The sequence below is a fragment of the Nocardia sp. XZ_19_369 genome (genome assembly GCF_015355715.1).
Lineage (GTDB): Bacteria > Actinomycetota > Actinomycetes > Mycobacteriales > Mycobacteriaceae > Nocardia.
In genome coordinates this window covers 121,489-147,377 of the sequence record NZ_JACVED010000003.1, presented here as the reverse complement: position 1 = coordinate 147,377, position 25,889 = coordinate 121,489, and the positions used below count along the sequence as shown (strand labels likewise).

Below are 25,889 nucleotides of genomic sequence, written 5' to 3'. Positions count from 1 at the left end.
CCGGGACGACAGGTGGCGGCCGTTGCTAGCCGGCTCGGTCGGCGTAGTTCAGCAGGAACAGCGCCTCGGCCAGTGCCATGTGCTCGATCTCGGACGGGTCCACGCTCTCATTGGGGGCGTGGATCAGGCACTTCGGTTCCTCGACCCCGAGCAGCATGATCTCGGCCTCGGGGTAGGTGTCGGCGAAGACGTTGCACAGCGGAATCGAGCCACCCTGCCCCTGCGTGGTGGCGGCACGGCCGTACGAGGCGGCCAGCGCCGCCTCCATCGCCTCGCGGGCCGGCCCGCCGTTGCCGGACCGGAACGGTGCGCCGATGCCGTCCAACTCGATGGTGAGTTCGGCGTTCCACGGCGTGTTCGCCTCGAGGTGCGCGAAGAGTGCCTTGCGCGTCTCCTCCGGGTCGGTGCCCGGCGGGATGCGCAGACTGAGCCGGGCACGCGCCGAGGGCTGGATGGCGGCGGTCGAACCGACCACCGGCGGGACATCGATCCCGAGCACCGTCAAAGCCGGTCGCGCCCACAGCATGTCGGAGACGGAGCCGTCACCGATCAGCTCCACGCCGCGCAGCACACCGGCGTCGGTGCGGAACTGGTCCTCGCCGTACTGCACGCCGGACCAGCGCTGATCGTTCTGCAGTCCGGCGACCGTGGTGTTGCCGTGCGCGTCGCGCAGCGAGGCGAGCAGGTGGATCAGCGCGGCGAGCGCGTCCGGGGCGGCACCGCCGAACATGCCGGAATGCAAAGGGCCCGCCATGGTTCGGACGGTGACGATGACGCTCACGCCGCCGCGCAACGTTTCGGTCAGCGTCGGCACGCCTGCCGCGAAGTTGCCACAGTCGCCGATCAGAATCGTGTCGGCGCGCAACAGATCCGGGTTTGCCTCGACGAATCGCTCCAGCCCGCCGGTGCCCTGCTCCTCGGACCCCTCGGCGACCATCATGACGCCGAGCGGCAGGTCGGGTCCCAGCGCGCGCAACGCCGTGAGGTGCATGACGATGTTGCCCTTGCAGTCCGCGGCGCCGCGGCCGTACCAGCGGCCGTTCTTCTCGGTCAGCTCCCAGACCGGCGTGCGCCAGGCCGCGGGGTCCAGCGGCGGTTGCACGTCGTAGTGGCAGTACAGCAGCACCGTCGGCGCGCCGGGCGGCCCGGGCCGGGCGGCGATGACGGCCTTGCTGCCGTCAGGGGTCTCGTGCAACCCCACCCTGGTCAGCCCCGCCGCGGCGAACGCGTCGGCCACCCACTGCGCGGCCCGCTCACACTCCTCCGGCGGAAACTGGCGCGGATCCGCCACCGACTTGAACGAAACAAGTTGCGTCAGATCGGTTTTCGCCTGCGGCATGAGCGCGGCCACCTTGCTGCGCAGCTCGGCGGTGCGGGAATCGTCGGTCATGGCCAGCGCCTCACTTCTTCGTGTCGTCGCGCTCTTGTCGCGCACCCGGATACGGAAACGGTCCGGCAGCAGCGCCGCTTGCGCACTGTGACACGAACCGCTCAGCTCGAAGGTTGAAGGTAGTCGACCGAGCAGTCCGTGTCGTCCGACTTACCGGCGCCGACAGCGGCCGCCGGGCCGGCCATGTGTGAGGGTGGTGAGTGACTGCAGTTCGGTACCAGCCCGCCGACACTCCGGAGGCCCTCCGATGCCCTACCGCGCAGACTCCGACGACCTGTTCGCCCTACCCGGCATGAGCCGGGTCGCCCCCAAGGCCGGCTTCCCGCAGCACGAGCTGTTCGCCGAGGTCGCCTACGAAATCGTGCACGACGAACTCATGCTCGACGGCGTCTCCCGGATGAACCTGGCGACCTTCTGCAGCACCTGGGTGGACGACCAGGCGCGCAGGCTGATGGCCGAGTCGCTGGACAAGAACATCGTCGACAAGGACGAATACCCGCAGACCGCGGAGCTCGAGCGCCGCTGCGTCCGGATGATCGCCGACCTGTGGCACTGCCCCGACCCGGCCGGCACGCACGGCACCTCCACCACCGGGTCCAGCGAGGCCGCGATGCTCGGCGGGCTGGCGGCCAAGTTCCGCTGGCGGCAGCGCGGCGGCACCGGCACACCCAATTTCGTGTGCGGCCCAGTTCAGGTCTGTTGGGAGAAGTTCGCGCGGTATTTCGATGTCGAGATCCGCCGCATTCCGCTGCGCGGGGACCGCCTGACCATGCACCCGGACGACGTGGCCGCCTACTGCGACGAGCGAACCATCATGGTGGTGCCGACCTTCGGGCAGACCTTCACCGGGCTGTTCGAGGACGTCGCCGGGATCAGCCGCGCGCTGGACCGGCTGCAAGAGGTGAGCGGTTTGGACATCCCGATCCATGTGGACGCGGCCAGCGGCGGCTTCCTCGCGCCGTTCACCGCGCCGGACCTGGTGTGGGACTTCCGGTTGCCGCGGGTGAAATCGATCAACGCCTCCGGTCACAAGACGGGGCTCGCGCCGCTCGGTGTCGGCTGGGCGATCTGGCGCGAGGCTGCGGATCTGCCCGCCGAGCTGATCTTCGAGGTGGACTATCTCGGCGGCAGTGTCGGCACGTTCAATCTCAATTTCTCCCGGCCCGGTGGGCAGGCGATCGCGCAGTACTACGAGTTCATCCGGCTCGGCCGGACCGGATACGCCCGCGTGCAGTCGGCCATCTACCGCGCCGCCCGGCATCTGGCCGCGGGGCTGCGCGACCTCGGGGTCTTCGAGATGATCCACGACGGTGATCCACACCGTGGCATTACCGCCGTGGCGTGGCGCTCCAGCGGGGATCCCGGGTTCAACCTGTACGACCTGTCCGATCGGTTGCGCAGCAGGGGCTGGCTGATCGCCGCCTATCCGCTGCCCGCGGACCGGGACCACGAGACGATCATGCGGGCGGTTATCCGGCACGGTTTTACCGTCGACATGGCCGATCTGCTGGTCGCCGACTTCGACCGATGCCTGAAACAGCTGGCGCGGCATCCGTTTTCGACCTCGCTCACCCGGCAGGAAGCGGGTGGTTTCACGCACAGCGCGACGGCGGTGGTGCCCGACGAGCAGATCGAGCCCGCCTGATCGTGCATGTGCGCGACGTTGTCGACGTGCCGCATCGCAGGCCCTCGATATCACTGCTCCCGGTGCCGTGCCCGCGACGTGGGAGCGCGCGATGCGGAGCGCCGCCGCCCGCTTCACGCCATACGCGAGCGGCGGCGCCGATCGGCCACGCGCGCGGTGCCGATCACTACGGCACCGTCGCGCCCGATCGCTACGCCGCGGTGCCCGACCACACCACGCCGCAACATCTTTCAGGCCGCACGCGCGATGGCGGGCGGCTCCCAGCGGTAGACCGCGCCGACGGCGCCGTGGAACAGGGCGAGGTCGACTGCGTCGAGCATGGCCTGGCGCGGCCCGGACCGCTCCAGCTGGGCGGCCGAAACCGCAAGGCGCAGTAGGCCGCCGCGGCGCGCGATCCGCGAAGCACCCATCACCATGGCCCGGCACCACCACGGTTCGGCGCGGAAACCCTCGCCGATGCCGTACACCCGAACCTTCTGCGCCACATTGTGTTCCAGGTCCAGGATCGAGGTGAGCCCGAGCGCGACCCGGAAGCCGACCTCGGGTAGTGCCTCGATGGCGCCCGCGGAGGCATCCCAGCGGGGCGCGGCAAAGAGGCGGGTGCGCAGTTCCACCCGCTCCATCACCCGGTCCGCGGCGGTGAGCCGCAGCCGCGCCTCGTGCCGGGGCAGCGTGGCGAACTCGGCCCGGCGGCGCTTGGTCGCCGCCTGGTCGTAGCCGTGCAGCACGATCGCGTCGCCGCGCGCCCGGCGACCGCGCAGCCACGCCTGCGTCGCGGGGTCCTCGACCAGCTTGTATTTGCCCTTCAATCGGGGCGCCACCAGCAGCGAGAGTGGCACCCCGCGCTGATCCATCTCGGCGGCGAACTCGATCGCCGCGTCCCGAGTGGTGTCCCTGATTCCGGAAATCGAGACGATCAGCTCAGCGTTCATGAACCTACGGTGCCAGGGGCAGATGTACTGAACGTGCAGGCCGGATGGCCGTGCGACGAACTCCCTGACACACGTTCTCTTCGATCAGGCCTTCGCGCCGGCCGAACCGACCCGGTCCAGCACCCAGGCGTACTCGAAGGCGACTTCCTTCCACTTCTCGTAGCGCCCGCTCACCCCGCCGTGACCCGCACTCATCTCCGTCTTGAGCAGCAGCGGTGCGTCGCCGGTCTTGGTGGCGCGCAGCTTCGCGACCCACTTGGCCGGCTCGACGTAGAGCACGCGGGTGTCGTTGAGGCTGGTGATGGCCAGGATGGCGGGGTAGTCCTTGGCCTCGACGTTCTCGTACGGGGCGTAGGACTTCATGTAGTCGTAGACGTCCTTGTCCGCCAACGGGTTACCCCACTCGTCCCATTCGATGACGGTCAGCGGCAGCGACGGGTCGAGGATGGAGGTGAGCGGGTCGACGAACGGGACGTTGGCCAGGATGCCGGTGAACAGCTCCGGTGCCAGGTTCGCCACCGCGCCCATCAGCAGCCCGCCCGCGCTGCCACCGTCGGCGATCATCCGGTCCGCCGCGGTGACGCCGGTGTCGATCAAATGCCGTGCGCACGCGACGAAGTCGGTGAAGGTGTTCTTCTTGGTGAGGGTCTTGCCGTGCTCGTACCAGAGCCGGCCCATCTCGCCGCCGCCGCGCACGTGCGCGACCGCGAACACCATGCCGCGATCCAGCAGCGACAGTCGCGAGACAGAGAAGGACGGATCCATGCTCGCCTCGTAGGAGCCGTATCCGTAGAGCAGCAAGGGCTTCGGTGCATCCACCGGCAGGCCCTTCTTCCACACCAGTGAGATCGGGATCCGGGTGCCGTCCTCGGCGACGGCCCAATCCCGGTGCTGCTCATAGTCGTTCGCGTCGTAGCCGCCCAGCACCGGCTGCTCCTTGCGCAGCAGCAGATCGCCGGTGGCCGGGACGTAGTCGAACACCTGCACCGGCGTGATGAACGAGGTCAGTCCGATGCGCAGGGTCGGCTGCGCCCACTCCGGGTTCGCGCCCGCGCCCACCGCGAACAGTTCCAGGTCGAACTCGAGCTCACGCCGCTCGCCGTACCCGCTCTCGGTCAGCGGCCAGACCGCGACCCGGGTCAGCGCCTCGCGCCGGTAGCTCAGCACCAGGTGATCGGCGTAGGCGTCGATATCCTCGAGCCGCACGTCGTCCCGGTGCTCGATGAGCAGCCGCAGGTTCGCCGGGTCGGCGACCGGGGCGTCGGCGAGCACGAAGTTCTCCGCCTTCACCCCGTCGACCACGTCGTTGTGCAGGATCAGGAAGCGGTCCTCGCCACCGACCATCGCGTGCTCGGCGGAGTACTCGACGCCCTCGCGGCGCGGCAGGATGACCCGGAATTCGCCCTCGGGGTCGTCGGATTCGAGCACCCAGCCCTCGGTGGTGATCTTGGAGCCGACCCAGATCATCAGGTACTTCTCCGAGCGGGTCGAGGTGATGCTCACCCAGTAGCGCTCGTCGGGCTCGTGGAACACCTTCACATCGGCGGCGGTCGGGCTGCCGAGGCGGTGCCGCCACACGGTGTCGGGACGCCAGGACTCGTCGACGGTTTGGTAGAAGACGTGCGTGCCGTCCAGCGACCAGGTCGCGCCGGGCGCCGTCTCAGCGATCGCGTCGGGCAGCATCTCGCCGGTGCGCAGGTCCTTGAAGCGCAGCACGTAGCGCTCGTCGCCGACGGTGTCCACCGAGTAGGCCAGCAGGTTGCCGTCGTGGCTGAGCGAGAACGCGCCGAGTGCGAAGAAGTCGTGGCCTTCGGCGACCACATTGCTGTCCAGCAGCACCTCTTCGCCCGGCACCTCGGTGCCCGCCTCCAGTTGCGGCGGGGTCCAGGCATCGATGCCCTCGGCGTCGGCCGCGATCGGGCACCGGCAGTGCACGCCGTACTGCTTGCCCTCGAAGCTGCGCGAGTAGTACCAGTAGTCGCCCATCCTGGTCGGCACGGACAGGTCCGTCTCCTGAGTGCGCCCCTTGATCTCGTCGAAGATCGAGTCCCGCAGCTGCGCCAGGTGCGCGGTCTGCGCCTCGGTGTAGGCGTTCTCCGCCTCGAGGTGCGCGATGACCTCCGGGTTCTCCTTGTCCCGCAGCCACTCGTACTCGTCGATGAACACATCGCCGTGATGCACGCGTTCGGTGGGCACCGTCTTGGCGATCGGCGGCGCCGCCCCGTCGAGGTCTGAGATCGTTCCGGTACCGCTGTCGAGAGCCATGCGCTCCACCGTAGCGGCGCGACCCTCGCCCGTCCCGGCAGGACCCGGCAACACCGCTGCTCGAGCCGGTCGCCGCGCTGTCCTGCCGCTCGGTGCGCCCCGAAAATCCGGTGCGCCCAGATCATCGAAATGATCATGATGGGGCCATGAACGTATCCGTCGATGCACCAATTCGGCTCGGTACGACCAGGCTGCCCGATGGGCGGTCGCTCGGCTGGTCGGAGTGGGGACCGCCCGACGGCGTGCCGGTGCTGCTGTGCCCGGGTGCGGCGACGAGCCGCTGGCTCGGGTTCGGCACCGATCTGCTCGCACCGCTCGGGGTTCGTCTCATCTCGGTCGACCGTCCCGGGCTCGGGGTCTCGACGCCGGCGCCGGGGCGGACGTTGCACGATTTCGCCGAGGACATGCGCGGCTTCACCGCGGCGCGGCAGTTGGGTCGCCCCGCGGTGGTGGGGAATTCGCAGGGCGCACCGCAGCAGGCATGTGGGACATGGTGATCGAAACGAGCGCGCCGTCCGACGTCGCCGTGTACCGGCATCCGACGTTCGCTGCGGCCTATCGCCGGGCCCTGGCCGAGGCGTTCGCGCCGGGCGCGGGCGGGTATGCCCGCGACACCGTGCTCGCCATGCGCAGGTGGCCGTTGCGGCTCGACCGGATCGCGGTGCCTGTCGACATTTGGTACGGCGCGCTGGACACCGGCCACTCGCCCGACAAGGGCGCCTTCCTGACCACTCGAATCCCCGGCGCGCGCCGCCACCTCGTGCCCGACGCGGGCGGCGCGCTGCTGTGGACGCATGCCGAAGCGGTGCTGACCACCCTGCTGGAGCGGATGCGCGCCTGATCCTGCGGCGTCAGGCTTCGAGCAGTTTCACCTTGCGGTTCGCGCGGTCGGCGAGCAGGGCGCCGCCCGCGGCGAGGACGACGAGGACTGCGAGTTGACCGCCCCAGCCGCCGGGAACCCAGTCGAGCAGGCCCCATACCTGGGATTTGCTGTGGTCGATCACGAGGCGGATCACGGCTTGGGCGGACGCGACCATCACCACGATGCCGGCGATCTGCAGTCCGACCCATGCGTTCTTGCCCATCATGTTCTCCGTTTTCTAGGTTGGCTGGCAGTGCGCGTCTCATGGTGGTGGCGGCGTCGGTCATCGCACATCGGTCGGCGGTCGACGGGTGATTCATCCTTTGGTCGATCCGAATTCGCCCTGCAGGGCGATGCGCGGGTGTTCGGCCGCCACCTACAGTCACGGCATGTCCACCGCACCCCCGTCGTCAGCGCCGCCGTTGCGGTTCTGGTCGCACGCCTGGCGGACGGCGGCGGTCGTGGCCATCGGTTTGTTGGCATGGTCCGGGACCAGGACGGAGACGGCGCCACTCGAAGGGGCGCTGCTCACCTGGTTCCAGATCGGCGATCCGCTGCTCGGCGTGGTGTGTCTGCTGCTCACTTTTTTGCGGCGCAGGTATCCGGTGTCCATCGCGGCGATCGTGCTGGTGCTGTCGACCGCCTCGGTGAGTTCCAATGGCGCGGCGGCACTGGTGCTGTGTTCACTGGCCACCCGGCGGCGCTACCCCGAGACGATCGCGCTGTCCATCGTCTGCATCGGCACCGGCTTGCTCACCAACAGCTTGATCTACCCGAAAAAGCCTGACGTGCAGCCGGATTGGTATGGGCCGTCGGTGCTCACGGCTGGTGTCGCGGCCATTGTCGCGGTCGGCTTCGCGGTCGGCGCACGGCGAGATCTGGTGTGGTCGTTGCGCTCTCGTGCGGAGACTGCCGAACGCGAACAGCACGCACGAGCCGCCGAGGCGCGGCTACTCGAACGCCACCGCATCGCCCGCGAGATGCATGATGTGCTGGCACACCGCATTTCGGTGGTGGCGATGCACGCTGGTGCGCTCGGCTTCCGCACCGATCTGACCAAAGAGCAGACGACCGCTACCGCGAAAACCATTGCCGAGAACGCCCATCTCGCGTTGCAGGAATTGCGCGAAGTGCTCGGCGTGCTGCGCACCAGCGACGACGCGCGCACCGGCACCCCGGAACCGCCGCAGCCGACGCTCGCCGATCTCACCCGCCTGGTCGACGAGGCGCGCTCGGCGGGCATGGACGTGTCGATCATCGACACCACCACGGCCGACCTCCCGGCGACCAGTGCGCGCACCGCGTATCGCATCGCCCAGGAGGGACTGACCAACGCGCGCAAGCACTCCCCCGGCGCGTCGGTTCGGGTGCGCATCGACGGCGGGCCCGGTCAGGACTTGACCGTCGATGTCGGCAACTCCGCGCCACTGCATCCCGGCTTCGCGCTGCCCTCGTCCGGCTACGGTCTGCTCGGACTGGCCGAGCGGGCCGAATTGGTCGGCGGCACCTTGGATTACGGCCATGATGCGGCCGGCGGCTTTCATCTGCGGGCGGTGCTGCCGTGGCCCGCGGCTGTCGCGACGAGCGACCGGTGAGTGCACGCATCCGGGTGGTCGTTGTCGACGACGAGCCGCTGGCTCGCTCGGCGCTGACGCTGATCCTCGGCGGCGATCCGGAATTGGAACTGGTCGGCGAGGCCGCCGACGGTGCACAGGCGGTCGCCCTGGTCCGTGCGCAGTCACCCGACCTCGTGCTGATGGATATCCGGATGCCGGTGCGGGACGGGCTCGACGCCACCCGCGAACTGCTGCGCCTGGCCGACCCACCGCGGGTGGTCGTGCTGACCACCTTCGATGCCGACGACATGGTGTTGCGGGCGTTGCGGATCGGGGCGCACGGGTTTCTGCTGAAGGACACGCCGCCTGCTGAGATCGTGGCTGCGGTCAAACAGGTCGCGGCGGGTCGGCCGATGCTGTCGCCGAGCGTTACCGCGCAACTGATCTCGGTCGCCACCGCCGGACCGAGCGCCGAGGAGACGGCACGCCGACAGGCCCGCGAGGCGCTCGACTCGCTGACCGAGCGGGAACGCGACGTCGCCGAGGCGATCGGTCGTGGTCTGTCGAACTCCGATATCGCCAAAGAGTTGCGGCTGAGCGTGGCGACCGTGAAGTCGTACACCAGCAGGTTGCTCGCCAAGCTCGGTGCCGAAAATCGGGTGCAGATCGCGATTGTCGTGCTCAATGCGGGCGGGCGCGACTAGGGCCTGTCGCGAAGTCCGGCCGGATGCCTCCGGGGGATGGATCGCCGCGTCAAGCTCCGATCGCCGGTGCGATGGTGGGCCAGGACGCGTGCAGCGTGTCCTGCCAGTAGGACCAGGAGTGAGTTCCGGTGGCGCTGTAGTCGATTCGGGCGGGGATGTCGAGACCGCGCAGCCGCTGCTCGAACGCGACCACGCAGGTGTTGATGCCGACCTCGACCGGGCCGCCGAGGAAGATGTTCTCGGCCAGTTGGGGTTTGATCTCCAGCTCGTGCTGACCGGGGATGCCGGAGCCGCTGGACAGGTAGATCGTCTTGCCGCGCAAGCGTTCTGCCAGCAGCGCCGGATCGTGTTCGGCCCAGGCCGGGCTGCCGGGGGCGCCCCACATATTGAGCGGGTTGCCGCCGCGGTTCGCGATCGAGAACATCACCCCGCCCGTCGCCAGGCCGGTGTCGGGGCAGGCGCTGTAACCCGCGACGGCGCGATACAGCCACGGCTTGCGGGCGGCCAGGATGAAGGCCGCGTTGCCGCCCATGGACAGTCCACCGATCGCGTTCACGCCGTTGCCGTTGAACCAGCCGTCGATCAGCGGTGGCAGTTCCTCGGTCAGGAACGTCTCCCACTGGTAGCGGCCGAATTGGGGATCGTCGGCGGCCCAGTCGGTGTAGTAGCTGGCCTGGCCGCCGACCGGGAGGACCACGTTGACGTTCGAGTCTGCGAAGAATCGCTCCGCGTCGGTGGCGTTGGTCCAGGTGCTCTGGGTGAGGCCCGGATCGAGGCCGTCCAGCAGGTAATAGGCGGGGCGTGGGCCGCCGCCCGCCGGGTGCAGCACCTGCACCTGCACCGTGCGACCCATCGCGGGCGAGTTGATGAACACCGCGGCGCGCGTCGGGCTCAGGTTGTCCACCCGCTCGATCTGCGCGGCCGAGGCCGTAGCAGGCCCGACGGCGGCTGGGCCGAGTACCGCTAGAGCCAAGGTCAGCACTGCCACAGCAACTGGTGTTCGACGCATGCTCACACCTCCATCACCGCATCCCAACGGCTTTTAAAGGTAGCTCACCGCAGGTTATCGGGGAAGAGACGGCGCGTGCTGGCGTTCATGCAGCAATCATCGGATCGAATGCCTGCCCGGGCACTCCGGGTGCACCGCTCAGCGGCTCAGCGCACCGCGAATCGACCCCGCCAGATAATCCAGATCGGCCCGCCGCGGACTGGTCGGCCGCCCGCGCAACCCGAACCCGTCCCCCGGCGTCCGCGGGATCACATGCAGATGCACATGAAACACCTCCTGCCCCGCCGTCACCCCGTCCGCCAGAAAGAAATTCACCCCATCACACCCCACCTCGCTGGCGCGCAATGCCGCCGCCACCCGCTGCCCCACCTGAAACAACTTCCCCCCGACCACCGGATCCAACTCCGCCAGACTCCGCGCCACCACCTTCGGCACCACCAGCACATGCCCCGGCGTCATCGGCCGAATATCCATGAACGCCAACACATCATCGTCCTCATACACCCGGCTGGCCGCCGCCCGCCCAGCAATGATGTCCCCAAAAATCGTGTACGGATTCACCCCGAAACCCTAACGCCCCACCCCAACCCGGCCCGCGACAAATTCACTACCCCGACCGAACAGCGAGGCCCATACTTGCAGCAGCTCCTGGCACTAGCTGGGAGAAGTGGACCCGGCTCGTCACCGGACGGTGGGAAGTCGGATTGCGCGGGCGGCTACACAATTGCGTAGCCGCCGAGCACCGGATGCAGTAGCATTGAGCCAGCTCCCGGCACTAGCTGGGAGAAGTGGACCCGGCTCCTCTCCGGACGGTGAGCGGTCGGGTTTCGCGCTATTTGCGGGCAGCCACCTCATCGAAGACCGCCCGCACCAACGGCGCAACCATCGCCTCCCACTTCCCACCCGCGCCGACGGCCCATGCCACCGCATCGGGCCACCACAGCCCCGGCTCGGTATGCGGTGGGAGATGGACATACGGCAAATCGACCGATGCTTTGCGGAGCACAGCGGCGATGCAGTGCCGATCACGGTGGTCCAAGCCTTCCCGCGACTCGATCACCAGCCGAGCAGCCTGCAAATCCACCAGGTATGTCACCAGTCGAGCCATGCAGTCCGCGCGAGCGTGCATCTCGATCCCTCGCCCGACGAAGACCGCGACCTGCACCCGCTCACATCGCGCCATCGCGGTGAGAATGTGCCGACGTCGCGAGTCCGGCTCCTTGGCGAAGTGCCACCGCCGTTGACCGGGCAGGCAGAGACCGCGGACAAGGGCACGTGCGGCGACCAGCCGGTCGGCCGGAATGGGGGCAGCACAGAGGATGTACCTGTCCCGACGAATCGATTCGTCCACGAACGCGTGAATGGCCACCGAGGGACGATACCGGTCGGCTATGACACCTGCTAGCGAATTCGCGGCGAAAACACCGCTCCCGCTAGAGGATTGGAGAAGGGGTGTAGTTGGCGGCTGCGGGGTGCTGGTCGACCAGTTTCTGGACGGCGGCGATGACGTCGGAGACCTGGGCTTCGGCGGCGCCGATGAAGGCGGACTTGTCGGCCAGGGCGGCGTCGAGGGCGGTGCGGTCGAGGGGGAGGCGGGGGTCGGCGGCGAGGCGGTCGAGGAGGTCGGGTTCGCGGCCCTGCTCGCGCATGGCGAGGGCCACGGCTACCGCGTGTTCCTTGATGACCTCGTGGGCGGTTTCGCGGCCGACGCCGACGCGCACGGCGGCCATCAGGATGCGGGTGGTCGCGAGGAACGGCAGGTAGCGGTCGAGTTCGCGGGCGATGACGGCGGGGTAGGCGCCGAATTCGGCGAGCACGGTGAGGAAGGTTTCCATCATGCCGTCGATGGCGAAGAAGGCGTCCGGCAGCGCGACGCGGCGCACCACCGAGCAGAAGACGTCACCCTCGTTCCACTGCGCGCCGGCCAGTTCGGCGGCCATCGACGCGTAACCGCGCAGCACCACCTGGAGCCCGTTGACGCGCTCACACGAGCGGGTGTTCATCTTGTGCGGCATCGCCGAACTGCCCACCTGGCCGGGCTGGAAGCCCTCGGTGACCAGCTCGTGCCCGGCCATCAGCCGGATGGTGTGTGCGAACGACGACGGACCCGCACCGACCTGGACCAGCGCGGACAGCACGTCGTGGTCGAGCGAGCGCGGGTACACCTGGCCCACGCTGGTGAGCACGGTCGCGAACCCGAGATGCCTGGCGACCTGCTGCTCCAGCTTCGACAACTTGGCCGGATCACCACCGAGCAGATCGAGCATGTCCTGAGCCGTGCCCATCGGACCTTTGATGCCGCGCAGCGGATACCGGTCGATCAGCTCACGCACCCGGCTGAGCGCGATCAGCAACTCGTCGGCGGCCGAGGCGAACCGCTTGCCGAGCGTGGTGGCCTGCGCGGCGACATTGTGCGAGCGACCCGCCATCACCAGCGTCTGATACTCGGCGGCCCGCTCGGTGAGCCGCGCCGCGATCGCGATGCCGTGCGCGTGCACATGCTCGAGCGAGAGCCGAATCTGCAGCTGCTCCACGTTTTCGGTGAGGTCGCGGCTGGTCATGCCCTTGTGCACGTGTTCGTGCCCGGCCAGCGCGTTGAACTCCTCGATGCGCGCCTTCACGTCGTGCCGGGTGACCCGCTCACGCTCGGCGATCGAAGCCAGATCGACCTGGTCGATCACCCGCTCGTAATCGGCGAGCACACCTGGGGGCAGGTCGATGCCGAGTTCCGACTGGGCCCGCAGCACCTCCAGCCAGAGTCGCCGCTCGAGCACGATTTTGTGCTCGGGCGACCACAGCTGAACCAGTTCAGGACTGGCGTATCGGGTGGCAAGGACGTTCGGGACGAGGCTCACGTCTTGTCAGTCTAGTGCGCGGAAACGGTCCGCTTGCTGGGGCGTCGGCGGTGCGACGATGTCGATCACCTCGAGCAGCGCCCCACGGGCCATTCGGCGCGGCTCGGGCTCCAATTCGGTGAGCGCCGCGACGACCGCGCCGTCGACCACCGCGACCAGTCTGCGCAGTTGCTCGGGCCGCACCAACCGGTCGGAGCGGCGCAGCACATCGGCCAGCAACTCGTCGAGCTGCGCGCGGAGCCGTAACTGCACCTCGCGTAACTCGGGATGCCGCGCGGACGCCACCGACCGCTCGTACCGCGCGATCAACTGCCCGCGCGCACCCTCGTCGTGCCACTGCCCGTCGACCCCGACCAGCAGGTCGAGAACCAGATCGACGGTCGCCTCGGCGCCGCGGCGGCGGTGACTCACCTCGCCGACCCGGCGGCGCATCGCGTCGAGTTCCACATTGCCGCTGAACTCGACCGCCCGCGCGATCAGATCTTCCAGCGATTCGAAGTAGTAGGTGGTCGACGCGAGCGGAAGGTCGGCGCGGGTTGCGACCGAACGGTGTCGCACCGCCTCGAACCCACCTTCGAGCAACAACTCGGCGGCAGCAGCTACCAGAGCCTGGCGACGCCGTTCGCCTTTCGGGGTCGTCGCGGTGATCACCGTGCCATCGTGCCAGTCGTCATCAGTTCTTCCAGGGGAAATCAGCGAGGAAAAGCAACCATCGATGTTCTACCGTATCCGCGCCGCTACGGTGCCGAACTGCGGAAAGTTGTTGCTGTACACGACTATCTGTTACCGAGATAGTGCCCTAGACGAACCACGGCTTCCTCGATGTCGGCCGTGGCGCCGGCGAAGGAGAAGCGAACTGTCCGATTTCCGTGCACGGTGTCGAAGTCGATACCGGGCGCGAGCGCTACACCGGTGTGGTCGAGCACGTCGGCACACCACGCGCGCGCATCGCTGGTGAGGTGGCCGATATCGGCATAAGCGTAGAACGCGCCGTCCGCCGGAGCCAGGTCGGTGATGCCGATTTTCGGCAAGCCCTCCAGCAGGATGCGCCGGTTGATCGCGTAGCGGCGCACGTGGCCGTCGAGCTCGGCCTTGGCCTCGGCGCCGAACGCGTGCAGCGCCGCGTACTGCGAGATCGCGGGCGGGCACACGGTGAGGTTGGAGGCCAGCCGCTGCAAGGCGGGGCGTAAGCCGCTCGGCGCGAGCATCCAGCCGAGCCGCCAGCCGGTCATCGAGAAGTATTTGGACACCGATCCGATGACGACCGATTCCCGCGAAGTCTCCCAGGCTGACGAGGTTCCGGTGTCGCCGCTGTCGTAGGTGATGCCGTGGTAGATCTCGTCGGAGATGAGCAACGTGCCGTGCGCCTCGCACCAGCGCGCCAGCGCGGCCAGTTCGGCGGGCGCGATCATGGTGCCGGTCGGATTGGCCGGGCTCGCGACCACCAGCCCCGCCGGGGGTTCGGGCAGCGCCTCCAGCATGGCGACGGTCGGCTGGAACCTGGTTTCGGCACCGCAATCCAGTTCCACCACGCGGCAGCCGAGCGCCGTGAGCGTGTTGCGGTAGGCCGGATAGCCGGGGCGAGCCACCACCACGGTGTCGCCCGGGTCGAAAGCGGCCAGGAAGATCAGCGAGAACGCGCCGGACGAACCGGTCGTGATCACCACGTCGTCCGGGTCGACGGCGTAGCCGTAGGTGACGGTGTGATGCGCGGCCATCACCTCACGCAACGGCAGGATGCCGAAAGTCTCGGTGTAGCCGAGCAATTCGGCTTCGATCGCGGATTTGGTCGCGCGCAGCACCGGCGCGGGCGCGGGGGTCGACGGCTGCCCGGCGGCCAGCACGAGCACATCTCCGTGGGTTCGGGCCCGTTGCGCAGCAGCTTTCCAGACATCCATCACGTAGAAAGGTGGAATGGTCGACCGGCGAGATTCTCTGCACACCCGTCAGACGGTAGCCGGTGCGCAGCGCCTGTCGTGCGCTCCCCTGCTACCGGGGTTATGGTCGGCGTGATGCTCGAGAATGCTCGACGAGCTGGGCTCGACCGGGTGCGCGGAGTGGGTGGCATCGGGGTCATTCCGCCGGACTGGCGTGCCCGGCTCCGGGAACGACCGGCGCGCGGCCCGCGGGCCCTGCTCGATCGGCGCAACGTCCAGGAAATCCTGCGACGACGACCCGATCCGCGGGAACTGTGGCGGCGGCGATCCGAGCTGCGTGCCAAGTGGGACGACAAACGCCCCGACCGCGACGAACTCCTCGCGCTGCTGCGTAAGCATCGAGTGCTGCTGGCCGCGCTCGCCGCGACCGCTGTTTTCGCCGCAGGCGACACCTACTACACCGGCGTGATCAGCGATCGCATCCCGGACCAAGCCCACGCGCAACGCGTCGCCGTGGCCTACCCGCTACAGGTGCAATCCACCCCGCCGTCGGTGCGTCGATACCTGAACGCCATCGCCAACGGTGAACGTCTGCGCGAACAGGCCGTGGTCGCGGCCGCCGCACGCGCCACCTTGGAACGCGCCAAAGCGGAGGCTGCCGCGGCGGCCGCAGGCGAATGGCAGCCGTGGATGGGTGGCGGCTCGACGACGATGCCGGGTGCGGTGCTGCCGGGCGTCGGCGGTTTCGTCATGCCCGCCCGCGGCGCTTTCACCTCCGGATTCGGTTCCCGCTGGGGCACTTTCCACAACGGCATCGACATCGCGGGGCCGATCGGCACCCCGATCTACGCCGTAGCCAACGGCACCGTCATCGACGCGGGCCCGGCCGAGGGCTTCGGATTGTGGGTGCGCATCCGCCACGACGACGGCAGCATCACCGTGTACGGCCACATGTACGACTTCTTCGTCTCGCGCGGCGAACGTGTCCCCGCAGGCATGCAGATCGCCCGCATGGGCAATCGCGGCGACTCCACCGGCCCGCACCTGCATTTCGAGGTGATCGTCGGCGGCCAGCACGTAGATCCGCGCCAGTGGCTGGCCCTACACGGGCTCAACTTCAGCTAGGGACAGCGATCCGGTCCTCGACGGCGGCGAGGCCGATGTCGGTGCGGTAGTGACTGCCCGGCAGTTTGATGGAGGCGATGCGCTCGTAAGCGTGCGTGCGGGCCTCGGCGAGATCGGCGCCGACACCAACCACATTGAGCACCCGGCCGCCCGCGGAGACCAGCGCGCCGTCCTCACGCAGTGCGGTTCCGGCGTGCAGCACCGCGGCGGACTCGTCGAGGGCACCCTCGCCCGCCCCGGAGATGACGTCGCCGATGCGCGGGCGGCCGGGGTAGTTCTCCGCCGCGACCACCACGGTGATCGCAGCACCGTCACGCCAGCGAGGCGGCTCGACCTGGGCGAGCGTGCCGGTTGCGGTGGCGTTGAGCAGCTCGGCCAGCGGGCTTTCCAGCAGGGCGAGCACGGCCTGGGTTTCGGGATCGCCGAAGCGGCAATTGAATTCGACCACCGCGGGTCCGGCGACACCCATCGCAAGACCGGCGTAGAGCAGCCCGGAGAATCCACAGCCACGGCGAACCATTTCCGCCGCAACAGGTTTCACCACATCGTCGACGATCGCGGTGACCGCCTCCTCGGACAACCAGGGCAGCGGCGTGTAGGCGCCCATGCCGCCGGTGTTCGGACCGGTGTCGCCGTCGCCGACCCGCTTGTGATCCTGTGCGGGCAGCAGCGGAACCACCGTCTCCCCGTCGACCAGGCAGAACAGCGAAACCTCCGGCCCGTCCAGGAACGATTCCAGCAGCACCGGGTGCCCCTGCTCGAGCAGTTCGGCGCCGTGATCGCGGGCCGCGAACCGATCGGCGGTGACCACCACACCCTTGCCCGCGGCGAGACCGTCGTCCTTCACCACCCAGGTGGGGCCGAACCGGCTCAGCGCGGCGTCCAGGTCGGCCGGGGTGTCCACGATCTCACTGTGCGCGGTCCGCACCCCCGCCGCCGCCATCACATCCTTGGCGAAAGCCTTCGAGCCCTCGATCCGTGCGGCCGCGGCCGACGGCCCGAAACAGGCGATCCCGGCCGCGCGCACGGCATCGGCGACGCCGAGCACCAGCGGCACCTCGGGCCCGATCACCACGAGATCGGCCGCCGACTCGGTGGCCAGCGCCACCACCGCCTCCGCCGAGCACGGATCGACCGGCCTGGTCTGCGCGTGCTGGGCGATACCCGCGTTGCCCGGAGCAGCGACGATCCCGCTCACCGCCGGGTCGCGGCGCAGCGCCAGGACGAGGGCATGTTCACGGGCTCCGGAACCGATGACGAGTACGCGCACGGCAGACAGCTTAGGTGAAGGCCCCCGGCGAGCTGCGCTCACTCATGAACAGCAGTCGACCATCGAATATCGGTCTCGCGACATGGATGATGGAAAGGGATGGTTCGGACATACCGCGACCGGACCACATCACCCACACCGCGCGAAGGATGTGCACACGATGGGTCTGATCGACGGACTGATGGGCAATGCCGGGCGAATCGATCCCGCCAGGGCGCAACAGGAATACGCGAAACTGATGGGCGAAGGTGAACAGATCTACGCCGCATACCTATTGGTGCGCGACGCGATCCTGTTCACGAACCGCCGCCTGATCCTGGTCGACAAGCAGGGCATGACCGGCCGCAAGGTGAGCTACCACAGCGTCCCCTACCGCGCGATCACCCACTTCTCGGTGGAAACCGCAGGCACCTTCGACCTCGATGCCGAACTCTGCATCTGGATCGCCGGCAGCAGCGAGCCGCTACAGAAGAGGTTCAATCGCCAGGTCGACATCTACGAGGTGCAGGGCATCCTGTCGCATTTCGCGGCGGTCTAGTCGCGGCGAGCGCCGCCCGAATCCGCGGCGCGTAGCCTGCGAATCATGGCTTCTGTCTTCAGCGCGATCATCGCCGGTCAGCTTCCAGGTCGATTCGTCTGGGAGGATGACGAATTCGTCGGTTTCCTCACCATCGCACCGGTCACCCCCGGCCACACCCTGGTGGTGCCCCGCAAGGAAATCGACCAGTGGCAAGACGTCGACGCCGACACCTTCGCCCGCCTGAACCTCGTCGCCCAGAAGGTCGGCCAGGCCGTGCGCGCCGCCTGGGACGCCCCCCGAGCCGGCCTGCTCATCGCCGGCCTCGAGGTCCCCCACCTGCACGTCCACGTCTTCCCCGCCTTCACCATGGGCAACTTCGACATCTCCGGCGCCGACCCCAACCCCACCCCCGAATCCCTGGACGAGGCCCAAACCAAGATCAAGCAAGCCCTGCGCGATCTCGGCCACGGAGCCAACGTCCCCGACTGAAATCGACGGTGGTCCGACCGCCGAAAGTGTCCGGACCACCGTTTCGCTCGCCCAGCACAAGGAAACGAGCGCGCCCTTGCGGACGCGCTCCAGGTGACTCGATCCGTGCTCTGGTCACAGTGGGATACGAAGTAGCAGGTTCGGTGTTCCCGAGTGAACACCGCGAACTGCATCCTGGGTAGCAGCCTGCTCCATCATGTTTTTGATCACGCTCACGGAACTGCTTGGATTGTCAGCCTTTATGAGCGCGATTACTCCGGCCGCATGGGCGGCAGCCGCTTCTGTTCCATCGAGGTTCTTGGTGCCGCCGTCCTTCGACGGATCGTTGATGTTCGCCGTCGGCGCCGCGATCCCCGCCCCCGGCGCGAAGGTGGCGATACAACTGCCCCAGTTGCTGAATTTCGCTGCGGTATCGCCCCTGTCGGTTGCGGCAACGACAATCTCCGTCGCGGGGGCCGGAGAACCGACACAACTGTCTTCGCTTCCGTCACCGGCGCCGATCACGACGGGAATCTCCAGCTGCTGCATAGCTCGGATCGAGTCTTGCAGAAATGCGCGGTCACTGAACTCCACGCCGAGCAAGACCACGTCATTACCTGTCTTGTTCTCTGCCACATATTGAAACCCGGCTACCAGACTCGCTTCAGTACCGTGGCCTTCCGCGTCCAAAATCTGCACGGCGACGATTCGGGCCTTCTTCGCCACCCCGTAGGTTGCCCCGGCAGCGATCCCGGCCAGTGCGGTTCCGTGACCGTTGACGTCCGTGGATGGTTCGCCGGTAATGGCGCTCGTTGCCGTTTCGGCTCGTCCACCGAACTCCGTGTTGGCGGGCTGGACTCCCGTGTCGAGCACCCAGATCGTCACGCCGGCACCTGCGGAGTCGGGATAGGTGTAGGTGCCGGTATAGGGGGCCGGAAGATCGTCGTGCGAGATTCGGTCGAGATTCCACGGCGCTCCGGACTGGACGGCCGCATGTGCGTAGCACGGTTGCAGCCCCGACAGCATCGCTCCCATGACCACGACTACGCCGAATTTCCTTACCGCACGGCGCGTTCCGACCTCCCGCCCGCGCCCCGACAACGACGTCCTAACGCGGGTGCCAGGCATACGCATCATCATTCCTTCTGGTGAGGGGTAGCGGCGCCCGGCCGCGCCGGGTGGTCTGCGACCCGAGCCGCCTCGGTACCGTGTATTCGGAGCCATACAGGTTCGAGATGACACGAGCATCTACCGAATCCGATCCAACGCCGCCGCTGGCGGGCAATGGCTTGCAGCTCTATCTAAGATCGATGGCGTTGTGGGGTTGTCGTCCGCGCCGTGCAGGACCGCTACTACCTGAACGAGCGCGCCGTCACAGACGGACTCGACCAGAGCCCCCAGTCAGGATTGAACTGACGACCTCTCGCATACCTGAGCGCTGTGCCGACCGCGACGGTCCCGCAGGCGGAAGCTCAGTGGCGCCCGCGAGCGACTAGTCATGTGCCAAAGATAGCTGACACGTCGACGTTGACCTGCCCAGGAAATCCTATACAGTCGATGTACAGCTGTATAGGATTTCCTACCCATAGCGAGGGGGTCAGACGATGGACTCGGCGCGAATCCTCACCGAACTCCCAGACACGTTCCGGTTCAACGACGCTGTGCGGCTGATCGGCGAGGGGCGCTTTCGTCGGCTTCTCGCCGATGGACAAATCACCCGCCTTGCCCATGGCCTGTATCGCAAGGCCGGCTGGATCGGCGACGAAGACCTCTTGGCCATCGCCACTCGGGCACCGCGCGCCACACTCGCGCTGCGGTCCGCTCTTGCGCGGCACGACCTGATAGACGACATACCCAGCTCCATCGACATCGCAATCCCGCGCGGCGCCTGGGCGCCGAAGCTGGAAACGCCGGTCAGATGGCACCGTTTCGATGCCACGACCTTCGATCTCGGACGGGACGATTTGAACATCGATCAGAGCCACAGCATCGGCCTCTACTCCGCCCAGCGAAGCATCATCGACGCCTTCCGTCTGCGGCATCTAGAGGGGGAAGACCTGGGCATCGAGTCGCTCAAGCGGTGGCTGCGCAAGGGCGGGCAAGCATCGGAACTGCTGCGGTTGGCGAAGTCGTTTCCCACTGCGCAACGCGGGCTGAATCAGACGATAAGCATCCTGCTGTGAACGCCGCAGATACTGGCGATCGGACATATCGCGCACTGCAGCAGAGGGCGAAGGCCACGGGGCGCAACACGCAAGAACTCTTCGACCTCTACCTGCTCGAGGGGTTCCTCGTGCGTCTGGCCGCCAATTCCCACCGCGAAGCATTCGTCCTGAAGGGCGGCGTGCTGCTTGCCGCATTCGGAAACCGGCGACCGACGCGTGATGTGGACCTGGCCGCAATCGATGTGAGCAATGAGAGCTAGACCATCCTCGGTTTGATCCGTGAGATCCTCGCAGTGCCAGCCGATGATGGACTGCAGTTCCAGCTCGACTCGCTTACCGCGGAGGTGATTCGCGACGACAGTGAATACTCAGGCATCCGGGTCAGCGCCAAGGCCACGTTGAGTCGCGCCAAGCTCAGCTTCCACGTGGACGTGAATGTCGGGGATCCGATTCATCCCGAGCCGACCACCGTGGCCGTACCGCGACTGCTCGACGGCGACCCGATTACAGTCCGCGGCTATCCCTTGCAGATGGTTTACGCAGAGAAGATCGTCACCGCAGTTCAGCGAGGCACTGCGAGCACCCGATGGCGTGACTTCGGCGACATCTGGACGCTCACCCATCACCACCCGATGACGGGATCCGACCTCCAAGAGGCGATCCAGGCAGTCACGACATTTCGCCGGGCAACGATCATTCCCCTCAGTGAAGCCCTCGACGGGTATCCGCTTATCGGCCAGGCAAAGTGGGCTGCGTGGCGGCGGCGTACCGACAACCGGGTACTCCCCGAGCGGTTCGAACTAGTGGTCGCAACCGTCGTCGCTTTCAGCGACCCTCCGCTGTCCGGGCTCGTCACCGGTCAAGTGTGGGACCAGCATCAAAGTTCGTGGGTAAGTGGGTGACTCGGACGTTGCGCTGCAAACAAAGGGTGGTCAGACCGAACCTCGGTCTGACCACCCTTTTGGATGAGCCCTACAACGTGAACGAGCGCGCCCGATGTGGGCGCGCTCGACCGGAGCCCCCTGTCAGGATTGAACTGACGACCTTTCGCTTACAAGGCGAGTGCTCTACCACTGAGCTAAGGAGGCGGGTGACTTCTGGAAAAGCGGTTGCAATCATAGCCGGGCAGGCCGACTGCGTGACACCGGCTTACGGTGTCACGCAGTCGGGTTGTCCCGGCGCGGTATTCAGCTACCGAGGGTCAGGACTGGGCGCCCTGACGGGCCGCGTCGTCGGCGGCCATGGCGTCGCGCAGGCTCTTCGGACGCATGTCGGTCCAGTTCTTTTCGACGTATTCGACGCAGGCAGCGCGGCTGTCCTCGCCGAACACGACGCGCCATCCGGCCGGGACCTCCGCGAAAGCAGGCCACAGGGAATGCTGCTCTTCGTCGTTGACCAGGACGAAGAAGCGGCCGTCCTCGTCATCGAAAGGGTTGGTGCTCAATTTCACCTCACTGGATACTCGCGCTATGTACGGGATCGCTCTTGGATCGCCCGGCGCCGGGTCCGACGAACCGAGGGGTCCACGGACTTGCGCGCCGTTGGAGTCCCGAGCGTTGTTTCGACCCTAGCAAGGGAGACGTTACGCCCGGGCGGTTACCTCGGGCCGGGAAACTCAGCTCGCGAAAAAATCGAGCAGGATCTTGTTCACCGTCTCCGGGCGTTCCAGGTAACCGAAGTGCCCGGCGTCGGGCACTTCCTGGTAGCGCGCACCGGGGATGACCTCGGCGATTTCCCTGGTCAGGTAGGGCGGGATCATCCGGTCGTCGGCGAACCCGACGGCCAGGCATGGCACGGTGATCGCACGGTAGGCCTGCACCCGCTCGAAATCGTGATCCATCCGTCGCTGCGCGCGAATACCGGGCGTGACCGGCCCGCCGGTGAACTCGAACAGGTCGAGCCAGTCGCGGGCCGCGTTGGCATCGGCCATCGTCGCGGGCGAGAGGTTCATCACGGCGGTGATCGCGGCCTCGTACTTCTCGGGCAGTCGCACCCCGCTCGCGTCGAGCTGGTGCTCGCCGAGCGAGAGCGTCTTCTGGAACTGGTCGAGGCGTCCGTGCCCGGCCATGAAGACGGCTTTGCGCACCAGTTCGGGCCGGGCGAGCGCCAATTCCTGCGCGACCCGCGCGCCCATCGAGGTGCCGACCACCAGCGCGGGACCCTCGTCGAGGAGCTCGATCAGCCCGGCGGTGTCGGCGACCAACTGGTCGATGGTCATGCCCGAGGCGGCCTCGAACGACGGCGCGATCCCGCGGTTGTCGAAGGTGCACACCCGGTAGCCCGCGGCGATCAGCGCGGGGACCTGGTGCAACTCCCACACCCGGCCCGGACTGCCGGTGCCCATGATCATGACCACAAGCGGACCCGACCCCTTGACATCGGTACCCCGCGCGCGGTCACCTTTGACCTGGTAGTTGAGGGAAATTCCGTTCACCGTGGCCAGCGGCATATCGACCCTTTCGTGGAGTTGATGCTCAGTCCCACGGTATAGGGGCGGACGGGGTCGGCACACCGGCCGGGGGCTGGTGTGACGCGGGTGCCACCCGCGCCTGGCGGCGCCAGATACCATTGACTATTCGCACGTACGAGCGTAGTGAACCGGGAGGACTTGAAGATGGCCGCGAAGGGCAGCGCGAACGACATCGCGGACGACGATCTGGAACCACTTGCCGATGAAACCGCACGTCAGGCCCAGCGCGTTGTCGCGGCCTACGCGGAAGACGCCGACGAGTGCCGGATGCTGTTGTCGATGCTCGGCATCGGCCCGAGCACCCGGGTCGACTAGAGCCCAACCCCTTTCGACGCCAACGGCGACGTCGACCTACCCGATTCCCCGGGGGACCCAGCGACGCGCAAAGGATGCGTGAGTGGACCAGATGACTTCGTCCGACGACTCCGAGCCCGCCCTAGAACCAGCACCTGACGAGACAACGACCGCACGTACCGGTCCGGCCGAGTCCGGCTCCGGTTTCGTCGTGGTGGCCAACCGGCTGCCGGTCGACCTGGAACGCCTGCCCGACGGCACGACCCGATGGAAACGCAGCCCGGGCGGCCTGGTCACCGCACTGGAACCGGTGTTGCGCAACAACAAAGGCGCCTGGGTCGGTTGGGCGGGAGTGCCCGACGCGGACGTCGATCCCATCATCGAGGACGGCCTGGAGCTGCATCCGGTGCCGCTGACGGCCCAGGAAGTGGCCGACTACTACGAGGGCTTCTCCAACGGCACACTGTGGCCGCTCTACCACGACGTGATCGTGCGCCCGGTGTACGACCGCAAGTGGTGGGCTGCCTACGTCACGGTGAACCGCCGCTTCGCCGAGGCGACCGCGAAGGTGGCCGCCGAGGGCGCCACCGTGTGGGTGCAGGACTACCAGCTGCAGCTGGTGCCGAAGATGCTGCGGATGCTGCGGCCCGACCTGACCATCGGCTTCTTCCTGCACATCCCGTTCCCGCCGGTCGAGCTGTTCATGCAGATGCCGTGGCGCACCGAGATCGTGGAGGGTCTGCTCGGCGCCGATCTGATCGGTTTCCACCTGCCCGGCGGCGCGCAGAACTTCCTGTACCTGGCGCGCAGGCTGGCCGGCCAGCCGACCTCGCGCGGCACTGTCGGTGTGCGCTCCAAACTGGGCGTCGTCCAGGTCGGCTTCCGGACGGTCCGGGTCGGTGCGTTTCCTATCTCGATCTCCTCGGCCGAACTCGACGAGCATTCCCGGCGTCGCTCGATCCGCGAGCGGGCCGCGAAAATCCGTGCGGAACTGGGCAATCCGAAGAACATCTTGCTCGGCGTCGACCGCCTGGACTACACCAAGGGCATCGACATCCGGCTCAACGCGCTCGAAGAGCTGCTGCTGGAAGAGCGGATAGATCCGGCCGAGACCGTGATGATCCAGCTGGCCACGCCGAGCCGCGAGCGGGTGGAGAGCTACATCCAGATGCGCGGCGACATCGAGCGTCAGGTCGGCCGGATCAACGGCGAGTTCGCCCAGGTCGGTCACCCGGTGGTGCACTATCTGCACCGGCCGATCCCGCGCGACGAGCTGATCGCCTTCTTCGTCGCCGCCGACGTGATGCTGGTGACGCCGCTGCGCGACGGCATGAACCTGGTCGCCAAGGAGTACGTCGCCTGCCACAGCGGTCTCAACGGCGCCCTGGTGCTGAGCGAATTCACCGGCGCCGCAGCCGAATTGCGCCAGTCCTACCTGTGCAACCCGCACGACCTGGACAGCGTCAAGGACGCCATCGTCTCCGCGCTGGAGGACGATCGCGACACCAAGCGCCGCCGCATGCGCTCGCTGCGCCGCCAGGTGCTCGCCCACGACGTGGACCGCTGGGCCCGCGCCTTCCTCGAGGCGCTCGCGCAGGACCAGGTCGCGGGCAGCGCCCTGCTCACCGACGACGACGTCTATCCGGAGGAACGGCAACCATCCAGGTAAATCGTTCACAGGAATCACCCAGATAAGGTCCAGCAAGTTCGCAGGTGGATAGCGGACCATGAAGCCATGAGTGGTGCGCCTGCGGAGCAGGCACCCGAGGCGCGGGTGCTGGTGGTCGACGACGAGCCGATGATCGTGGAGTTGCTCGCGGTCAGCCTGCGGTACCAGGGCTTCGCCGTCGACACGGCCGCGGACGGGGCGCAGGCGCTGGACAAGGCGCGCAGCTTCCGGCCGCAGGCGCTGATCGTCGACGTGATGATGCCGGGCATGGACGGCTTCGGCCTCCTACGCAGGCTGCGCGCCGACGGCATCGATGCCCCCGTGCTGTTCCTGACCGCGCGAGACGAGGTGCAGGACAAGATCACCGGGCTCACCCTCGGCGCGGACGACTACGTCACCAAGCCGTTCAGCCTGGAGGAGGTGGTGGCCCGGCTGCGGGTGATCCTGCGCCGCGCGGGGCATTCCGCACCGCGACGGGAGAGTTCCCGGCTCCGCTTCGAGGACATCGAGCTCGACGACGACACCCACGAGGTGTGGAAGGCGGGCGAGCCGGTCGCGCTGTCCCCCACCGAGTTCACCCTGCTGCGCTATTTCATGGTCAACGCGGGCACCGTGCTGAGCAAGCCGCGCATCCTGGATCACGTGTGGCGCTACGACTTCGGTGGCGAGGTCGGGGTGGTCGAGACCTACGTGTCGTACCTGCGCAAGAAGGTCGACACCGGCGAGGAGCGCCTCATCCACACCCTGCGCGGGGTCGGCTATGTCATGCGCGCGCCGAGCCGCACCCGGTCGGCCAAATGAGCGACACACTGC

Annotated in this window: 26 protein-coding genes, 1 tRNA gene and 1 pseudogene; 13 read left to right on the top strand and 15 right to left on the bottom strand. The window is 67.6% G+C overall.

The window, feature by feature from the left end; translation table 11 throughout:
* Nucleotides 1-25: 25 nt before the first annotated feature.
* Entirely contained in the window at nt 26-1,390 is a 1,365-nt protein-coding gene (locus IBX18_RS12370) for a dipeptidase (protein ID WP_194833882.1), read from the bottom strand.
* A gap of 247 nt (nt 1,391-1,637) precedes the next feature.
* Here IBX18_RS12370 and IBX18_RS12365 point away from each other — a divergent pair, with 247 nt between their 5' ends.
* A complete protein-coding gene (locus tag IBX18_RS12365) occupies nt 1,638-3,035 on the top strand; it encodes a glutamate decarboxylase (RefSeq protein WP_194833881.1) in 1,398 nt (465 codons plus the stop codon).
* Nucleotides 3,036-3,265: 230 nt separating this feature from the next.
* Here the strand turns inward: IBX18_RS12365 and IBX18_RS12360 are convergent, their stop codons facing one another.
* Both IBX18_RS12360 and IBX18_RS12355 read right to left on the bottom strand, forming a co-directional pair.
* Complete coding sequence (locus IBX18_RS12360; RefSeq protein WP_194833880.1) at nt 3,266-3,967, bottom strand: DUF2334 domain-containing protein; 702 nt, start codon at nt 3,965-3,967, stop codon at nt 3,266-3,268.
* A gap of 84 nt (nt 3,968-4,051) precedes the next feature.
* The gene (locus tag IBX18_RS12355; protein ID WP_194833879.1) at nt 4,052-6,232 is read right to left on the bottom strand and encodes a S9 family peptidase; all 2,181 of its coding nucleotides are present in this window, start codon (nt 6,230-6,232) and stop codon (nt 4,052-4,054) included.
* A gap of 146 nt (nt 6,233-6,378) precedes the next feature.
* Between IBX18_RS12355 and IBX18_RS42035 the strand changes: the two genes are divergently transcribed.
* Nucleotides 6,379-6,729 carry an alpha/beta fold hydrolase gene (locus tag IBX18_RS42035; protein ID WP_228540896.1) on the top strand — a complete coding sequence of 117 codons (351 nt, stop codon included), beginning with the start codon at nt 6,379-6,381 and terminating at the stop codon, nt 6,727-6,729.
* Nucleotides 6,723-7,073, top strand: a complete 351-nt coding sequence (locus IBX18_RS42030) for an alpha/beta fold hydrolase (protein ID WP_228540894.1) — start codon at nt 6,723-6,725, stop codon at nt 7,071-7,073. Before IBX18_RS42035 ends, IBX18_RS42030 begins: the two co-directional genes overlap by 7 nt.
* A 10-nt stretch (nt 7,074-7,083) precedes the next feature.
* Here IBX18_RS42030 and IBX18_RS12345 read toward each other — a convergent pair whose 3' ends face one another.
* Nucleotides 7,084-7,317 carry a hypothetical protein gene (locus IBX18_RS12345; RefSeq protein WP_194833878.1) on the bottom strand — a complete coding sequence of 78 codons (234 nt, stop codon included), beginning with the start codon at nt 7,315-7,317 and terminating at the stop codon, nt 7,084-7,086.
* A gap of 166 nt (nt 7,318-7,483) precedes the next feature.
* On the opposite strand from IBX18_RS12345, the gene IBX18_RS12340 reads away from it, so the two are divergent.
* Nucleotides 7,484-8,689, top strand: coding sequence for a sensor histidine kinase (locus IBX18_RS12340; RefSeq protein ID WP_194833877.1), 1,206 nt, complete (start codon nt 7,484-7,486; stop codon nt 8,687-8,689).
* A complete protein-coding gene (locus IBX18_RS12335) occupies nt 8,686-9,354 on the top strand; it encodes a response regulator transcription factor (protein ID WP_194833876.1) in 669 nt (222 codons plus the stop codon). The genes IBX18_RS12340 and IBX18_RS12335 overlap by 4 nt, the downstream gene beginning before the upstream one ends.
* Before the next feature lie 49 nt (nt 9,355-9,403).
* On the opposite strand, the gene IBX18_RS12330 is transcribed toward IBX18_RS12335, so the two are convergent.
* The 6 genes from IBX18_RS12330 to IBX18_RS12305 form a co-directional block, all read right to left on the bottom strand.
* Nucleotides 9,404-10,363: an alpha/beta hydrolase family protein gene (locus tag IBX18_RS12330; RefSeq protein ID WP_194833875.1), complete on the bottom strand. Its 960-nt coding sequence runs from the start codon at nt 10,361-10,363 to the stop codon at nt 9,404-9,406.
* A 138-nt stretch (nt 10,364-10,501) separates the two neighbouring features.
* Nucleotides 10,502-10,924 carry an HIT family protein gene (locus IBX18_RS12325; protein ID WP_194833874.1) on the bottom strand — a complete coding sequence of 141 codons (423 nt, stop codon included), beginning with the start codon at nt 10,922-10,924 and terminating at the stop codon, nt 10,502-10,504.
* A gap of 271 nt (nt 10,925-11,195) precedes the next feature.
* Nucleotides 11,196-11,732, bottom strand: a complete 537-nt coding sequence (locus IBX18_RS12320) for a hypothetical protein (RefSeq protein ID WP_194833873.1) — start codon at nt 11,730-11,732, stop codon at nt 11,196-11,198.
* 64 nt (nt 11,733-11,796) lie between these two features.
* Nucleotides 11,797-13,218 (bottom strand): adenylosuccinate lyase, encoded by a 1,422-nt coding sequence (gene purB, locus IBX18_RS12315; protein ID WP_147131080.1) that lies wholly within the window; start codon nt 13,216-13,218, stop codon nt 11,797-11,799.
* Between the two features lie 6 nt (nt 13,219-13,224).
* Entirely contained in the window at nt 13,225-13,869 is a 645-nt protein-coding gene (locus tag IBX18_RS12310; protein ID WP_107653948.1) for a TetR/AcrR family transcriptional regulator, read from the bottom strand.
* Between the two features lie 125 nt (nt 13,870-13,994).
* Nucleotides 13,995-15,116, bottom strand: coding sequence for a pyridoxal phosphate-dependent aminotransferase (locus IBX18_RS12305; protein ID WP_228540893.1), 1,122 nt, complete (start codon nt 15,114-15,116; stop codon nt 13,995-13,997).
* A 114-nt stretch (nt 15,117-15,230) separates the two neighbouring features.
* Here IBX18_RS12305 and IBX18_RS12300 point away from each other — a divergent pair, with 114 nt between their 5' ends.
* Entirely contained in the window at nt 15,231-16,220 is a 990-nt protein-coding gene (locus tag IBX18_RS12300; protein WP_194833871.1) for a M23 family metallopeptidase, read from the top strand.
* Here the strand turns inward: IBX18_RS12300 and purD are convergent.
* The gene (gene purD / locus IBX18_RS12295) at nt 16,213-17,490 is read right to left on the bottom strand and encodes a phosphoribosylamine--glycine ligase (RefSeq protein WP_194833870.1); all 1,278 of its coding nucleotides are present in this window, start codon (nt 17,488-17,490) and stop codon (nt 16,213-16,215) included. The two genes, IBX18_RS12300 and purD, sit on opposite strands and share 8 nt — an antisense overlap.
* Before the next feature lie 160 nt (nt 17,491-17,650).
* On the opposite strand from purD, the gene IBX18_RS12290 reads away from it, so the two are divergent.
* On the top strand, nt 17,651-18,028 hold the full coding sequence (locus IBX18_RS12290; RefSeq protein WP_194833869.1) for a PH domain-containing protein: 378 nt from the start codon (nt 17,651-17,653) through the stop codon (nt 18,026-18,028).
* A 45-nt stretch (nt 18,029-18,073) separates the two neighbouring features.
* Entirely contained in the window at nt 18,074-18,499 is a 426-nt protein-coding gene (locus IBX18_RS12285) for an HIT family protein (protein ID WP_194833868.1), read from the top strand.
* A gap of 114 nt (nt 18,500-18,613) precedes the next feature.
* Here IBX18_RS12285 and IBX18_RS12280 read toward each other — a convergent pair whose 3' ends face one another.
* A complete protein-coding gene (locus tag IBX18_RS12280; protein WP_194833867.1) occupies nt 18,614-19,513 on the bottom strand; it encodes a S8 family serine peptidase in 900 nt (299 codons plus the stop codon).
* A gap of 569 nt (nt 19,514-20,082) precedes the next feature.
* Here IBX18_RS12280 and IBX18_RS12275 point away from each other — a divergent pair.
* Together IBX18_RS12275 and IBX18_RS43405 are read left to right on the top strand one after the other, a co-directional pair.
* Entirely contained in the window at nt 20,083-20,661 is a 579-nt protein-coding gene (locus IBX18_RS12275; RefSeq protein WP_194833866.1) for a hypothetical protein, read from the top strand.
* A pseudogene (locus tag IBX18_RS43405) lies at nt 20,559-21,545 on the top strand (nucleotidyl transferase AbiEii/AbiGii toxin family protein). Before IBX18_RS12275 ends, IBX18_RS43405 begins: the two are co-directional and overlap by 103 nt.
* A gap of 114 nt (nt 21,546-21,659) precedes the next feature.
* On the opposite strand, the gene IBX18_RS12265 reads toward IBX18_RS43405, so the two are convergent.
* From IBX18_RS12265 to IBX18_RS12255, 3 genes are all read right to left on the bottom strand, one after another.
* Nucleotides 21,660-21,731: transfer RNA gene (locus tag IBX18_RS12265), tRNA-Thr, on the bottom strand.
* Nucleotides 21,732-21,844: 113 nt separating this feature from the next.
* Entirely contained in the window at nt 21,845-22,087 is a 243-nt protein-coding gene (locus IBX18_RS12260) for an MbtH family protein (protein WP_011207082.1), read from the bottom strand.
* A 171-nt stretch (nt 22,088-22,258) separates the two neighbouring features.
* A complete protein-coding gene (locus IBX18_RS12255; protein ID WP_194833865.1) occupies nt 22,259-23,092 on the bottom strand; it encodes an alpha/beta fold hydrolase in 834 nt (277 codons plus the stop codon).
* A 165-nt stretch (nt 23,093-23,257) separates the two neighbouring features.
* Here IBX18_RS12255 and IBX18_RS12250 point away from each other — a divergent pair, with 165 nt between their 5' ends.
* From IBX18_RS12250 to IBX18_RS12240, 3 genes are all read left to right on the top strand, one after another.
* Entirely contained in the window at nt 23,258-23,428 is a 171-nt protein-coding gene (locus IBX18_RS12250; RefSeq protein ID WP_167768913.1) for a hypothetical protein, read from the top strand.
* A 91-nt stretch (nt 23,429-23,519) separates the two neighbouring features.
* Nucleotides 23,520-25,076, top strand: a complete 1,557-nt coding sequence (locus IBX18_RS12245; protein WP_107661294.1) for a trehalose-6-phosphate synthase — start codon at nt 23,520-23,522, stop codon at nt 25,074-25,076.
* A gap of 66 nt (nt 25,077-25,142) precedes the next feature.
* Nucleotides 25,143-25,877 carry a response regulator transcription factor gene (locus tag IBX18_RS12240; RefSeq protein WP_194833864.1) on the top strand — a complete coding sequence of 245 codons (735 nt, stop codon included), beginning with the start codon at nt 25,143-25,145 and terminating at the stop codon, nt 25,875-25,877.
* The last annotated feature ends 12 nt before the right edge of the window (nt 25,878-25,889 follow it).

Excerpts from the sequence above, each read along its gene's own strand:
- IBX18_RS12370 (WP_194833882.1), bottom strand. The coding sequence starts at position 1,390 with ATGACCGACGATTCCCGCACCGCCGAGCTGCGCAGCAAGGTGGCCGCG.
- IBX18_RS12355 (WP_194833879.1), bottom strand. The coding sequence starts at position 6,232 with ATGGCTCTCGACAGCGGTACCGGAACGATCTCAGACCTCGACGGGGCG.
- IBX18_RS12240 (WP_194833864.1), top strand. The coding sequence starts at position 25,143 with ATGAGTGGTGCGCCTGCGGAGCAGGCACCCGAGGCGCGGGTGCTGGTG.
- IBX18_RS12305 (WP_228540893.1), bottom strand. The coding sequence starts at position 15,116 with ATGGATGTCTGGAAAGCTGCTGCGCAACGGGCCCGAACCCACGGAGAT.
- IBX18_RS12300 (WP_194833871.1), top strand. The coding sequence starts at position 15,231 with ATGCTCGAGAATGCTCGACGAGCTGGGCTCGACCGGGTGCGCGGAGTG.
- IBX18_RS12330 (WP_194833875.1), bottom strand. The coding sequence starts at position 10,363 with ATGCGTCGAACACCAGTTGCTGTGGCAGTGCTGACCTTGGCTCTAGCG.
- IBX18_RS42030 (WP_228540894.1), top strand. The coding sequence starts at position 6,723 with ATGGTGATCGAAACGAGCGCGCCGTCCGACGTCGCCGTGTACCGGCAT.
- IBX18_RS12275 (WP_194833866.1), top strand. The coding sequence starts at position 20,083 with ATGGACTCGGCGCGAATCCTCACCGAACTCCCAGACACGTTCCGGTTC.
- IBX18_RS12280 (WP_194833867.1), bottom strand. The coding sequence starts at position 19,513 with ATGGGAGCGATGCTGTCGGGGCTGCAACCGTGCTACGCACATGCGGCC.
- IBX18_RS12360 (WP_194833880.1), bottom strand. The coding sequence starts at position 3,967 with ATGAACGCTGAGCTGATCGTCTCGATTTCCGGAATCAGGGACACCACT.
- IBX18_RS42035 (WP_228540896.1), top strand. The coding sequence starts at position 6,379 with ATGAACGTATCCGTCGATGCACCAATTCGGCTCGGTACGACCAGGCTG.
- IBX18_RS12290 (WP_194833869.1), top strand. The coding sequence starts at position 17,651 with ATGGGTCTGATCGACGGACTGATGGGCAATGCCGGGCGAATCGATCCC.
- IBX18_RS12345 (WP_194833878.1), bottom strand. The coding sequence starts at position 7,317 with ATGGGCAAGAACGCATGGGTCGGACTGCAGATCGCCGGCATCGTGGTG.
- IBX18_RS12285 (WP_194833868.1), top strand. The coding sequence starts at position 18,074 with ATGGCTTCTGTCTTCAGCGCGATCATCGCCGGTCAGCTTCCAGGTCGA.
- IBX18_RS12365 (WP_194833881.1), top strand. The coding sequence starts at position 1,638 with ATGCCCTACCGCGCAGACTCCGACGACCTGTTCGCCCTACCCGGCATG.
- IBX18_RS12340 (WP_194833877.1), top strand. The coding sequence starts at position 7,484 with ATGTCCACCGCACCCCCGTCGTCAGCGCCGCCGTTGCGGTTCTGGTCG.
- IBX18_RS12250 (WP_167768913.1), top strand. The coding sequence starts at position 23,258 with ATGGCCGCGAAGGGCAGCGCGAACGACATCGCGGACGACGATCTGGAA.
- IBX18_RS12245 (WP_107661294.1), top strand. The coding sequence starts at position 23,520 with ATGACTTCGTCCGACGACTCCGAGCCCGCCCTAGAACCAGCACCTGAC.
- IBX18_RS12255 (WP_194833865.1), bottom strand. The coding sequence starts at position 23,092 with ATGCCGCTGGCCACGGTGAACGGAATTTCCCTCAACTACCAGGTCAAA.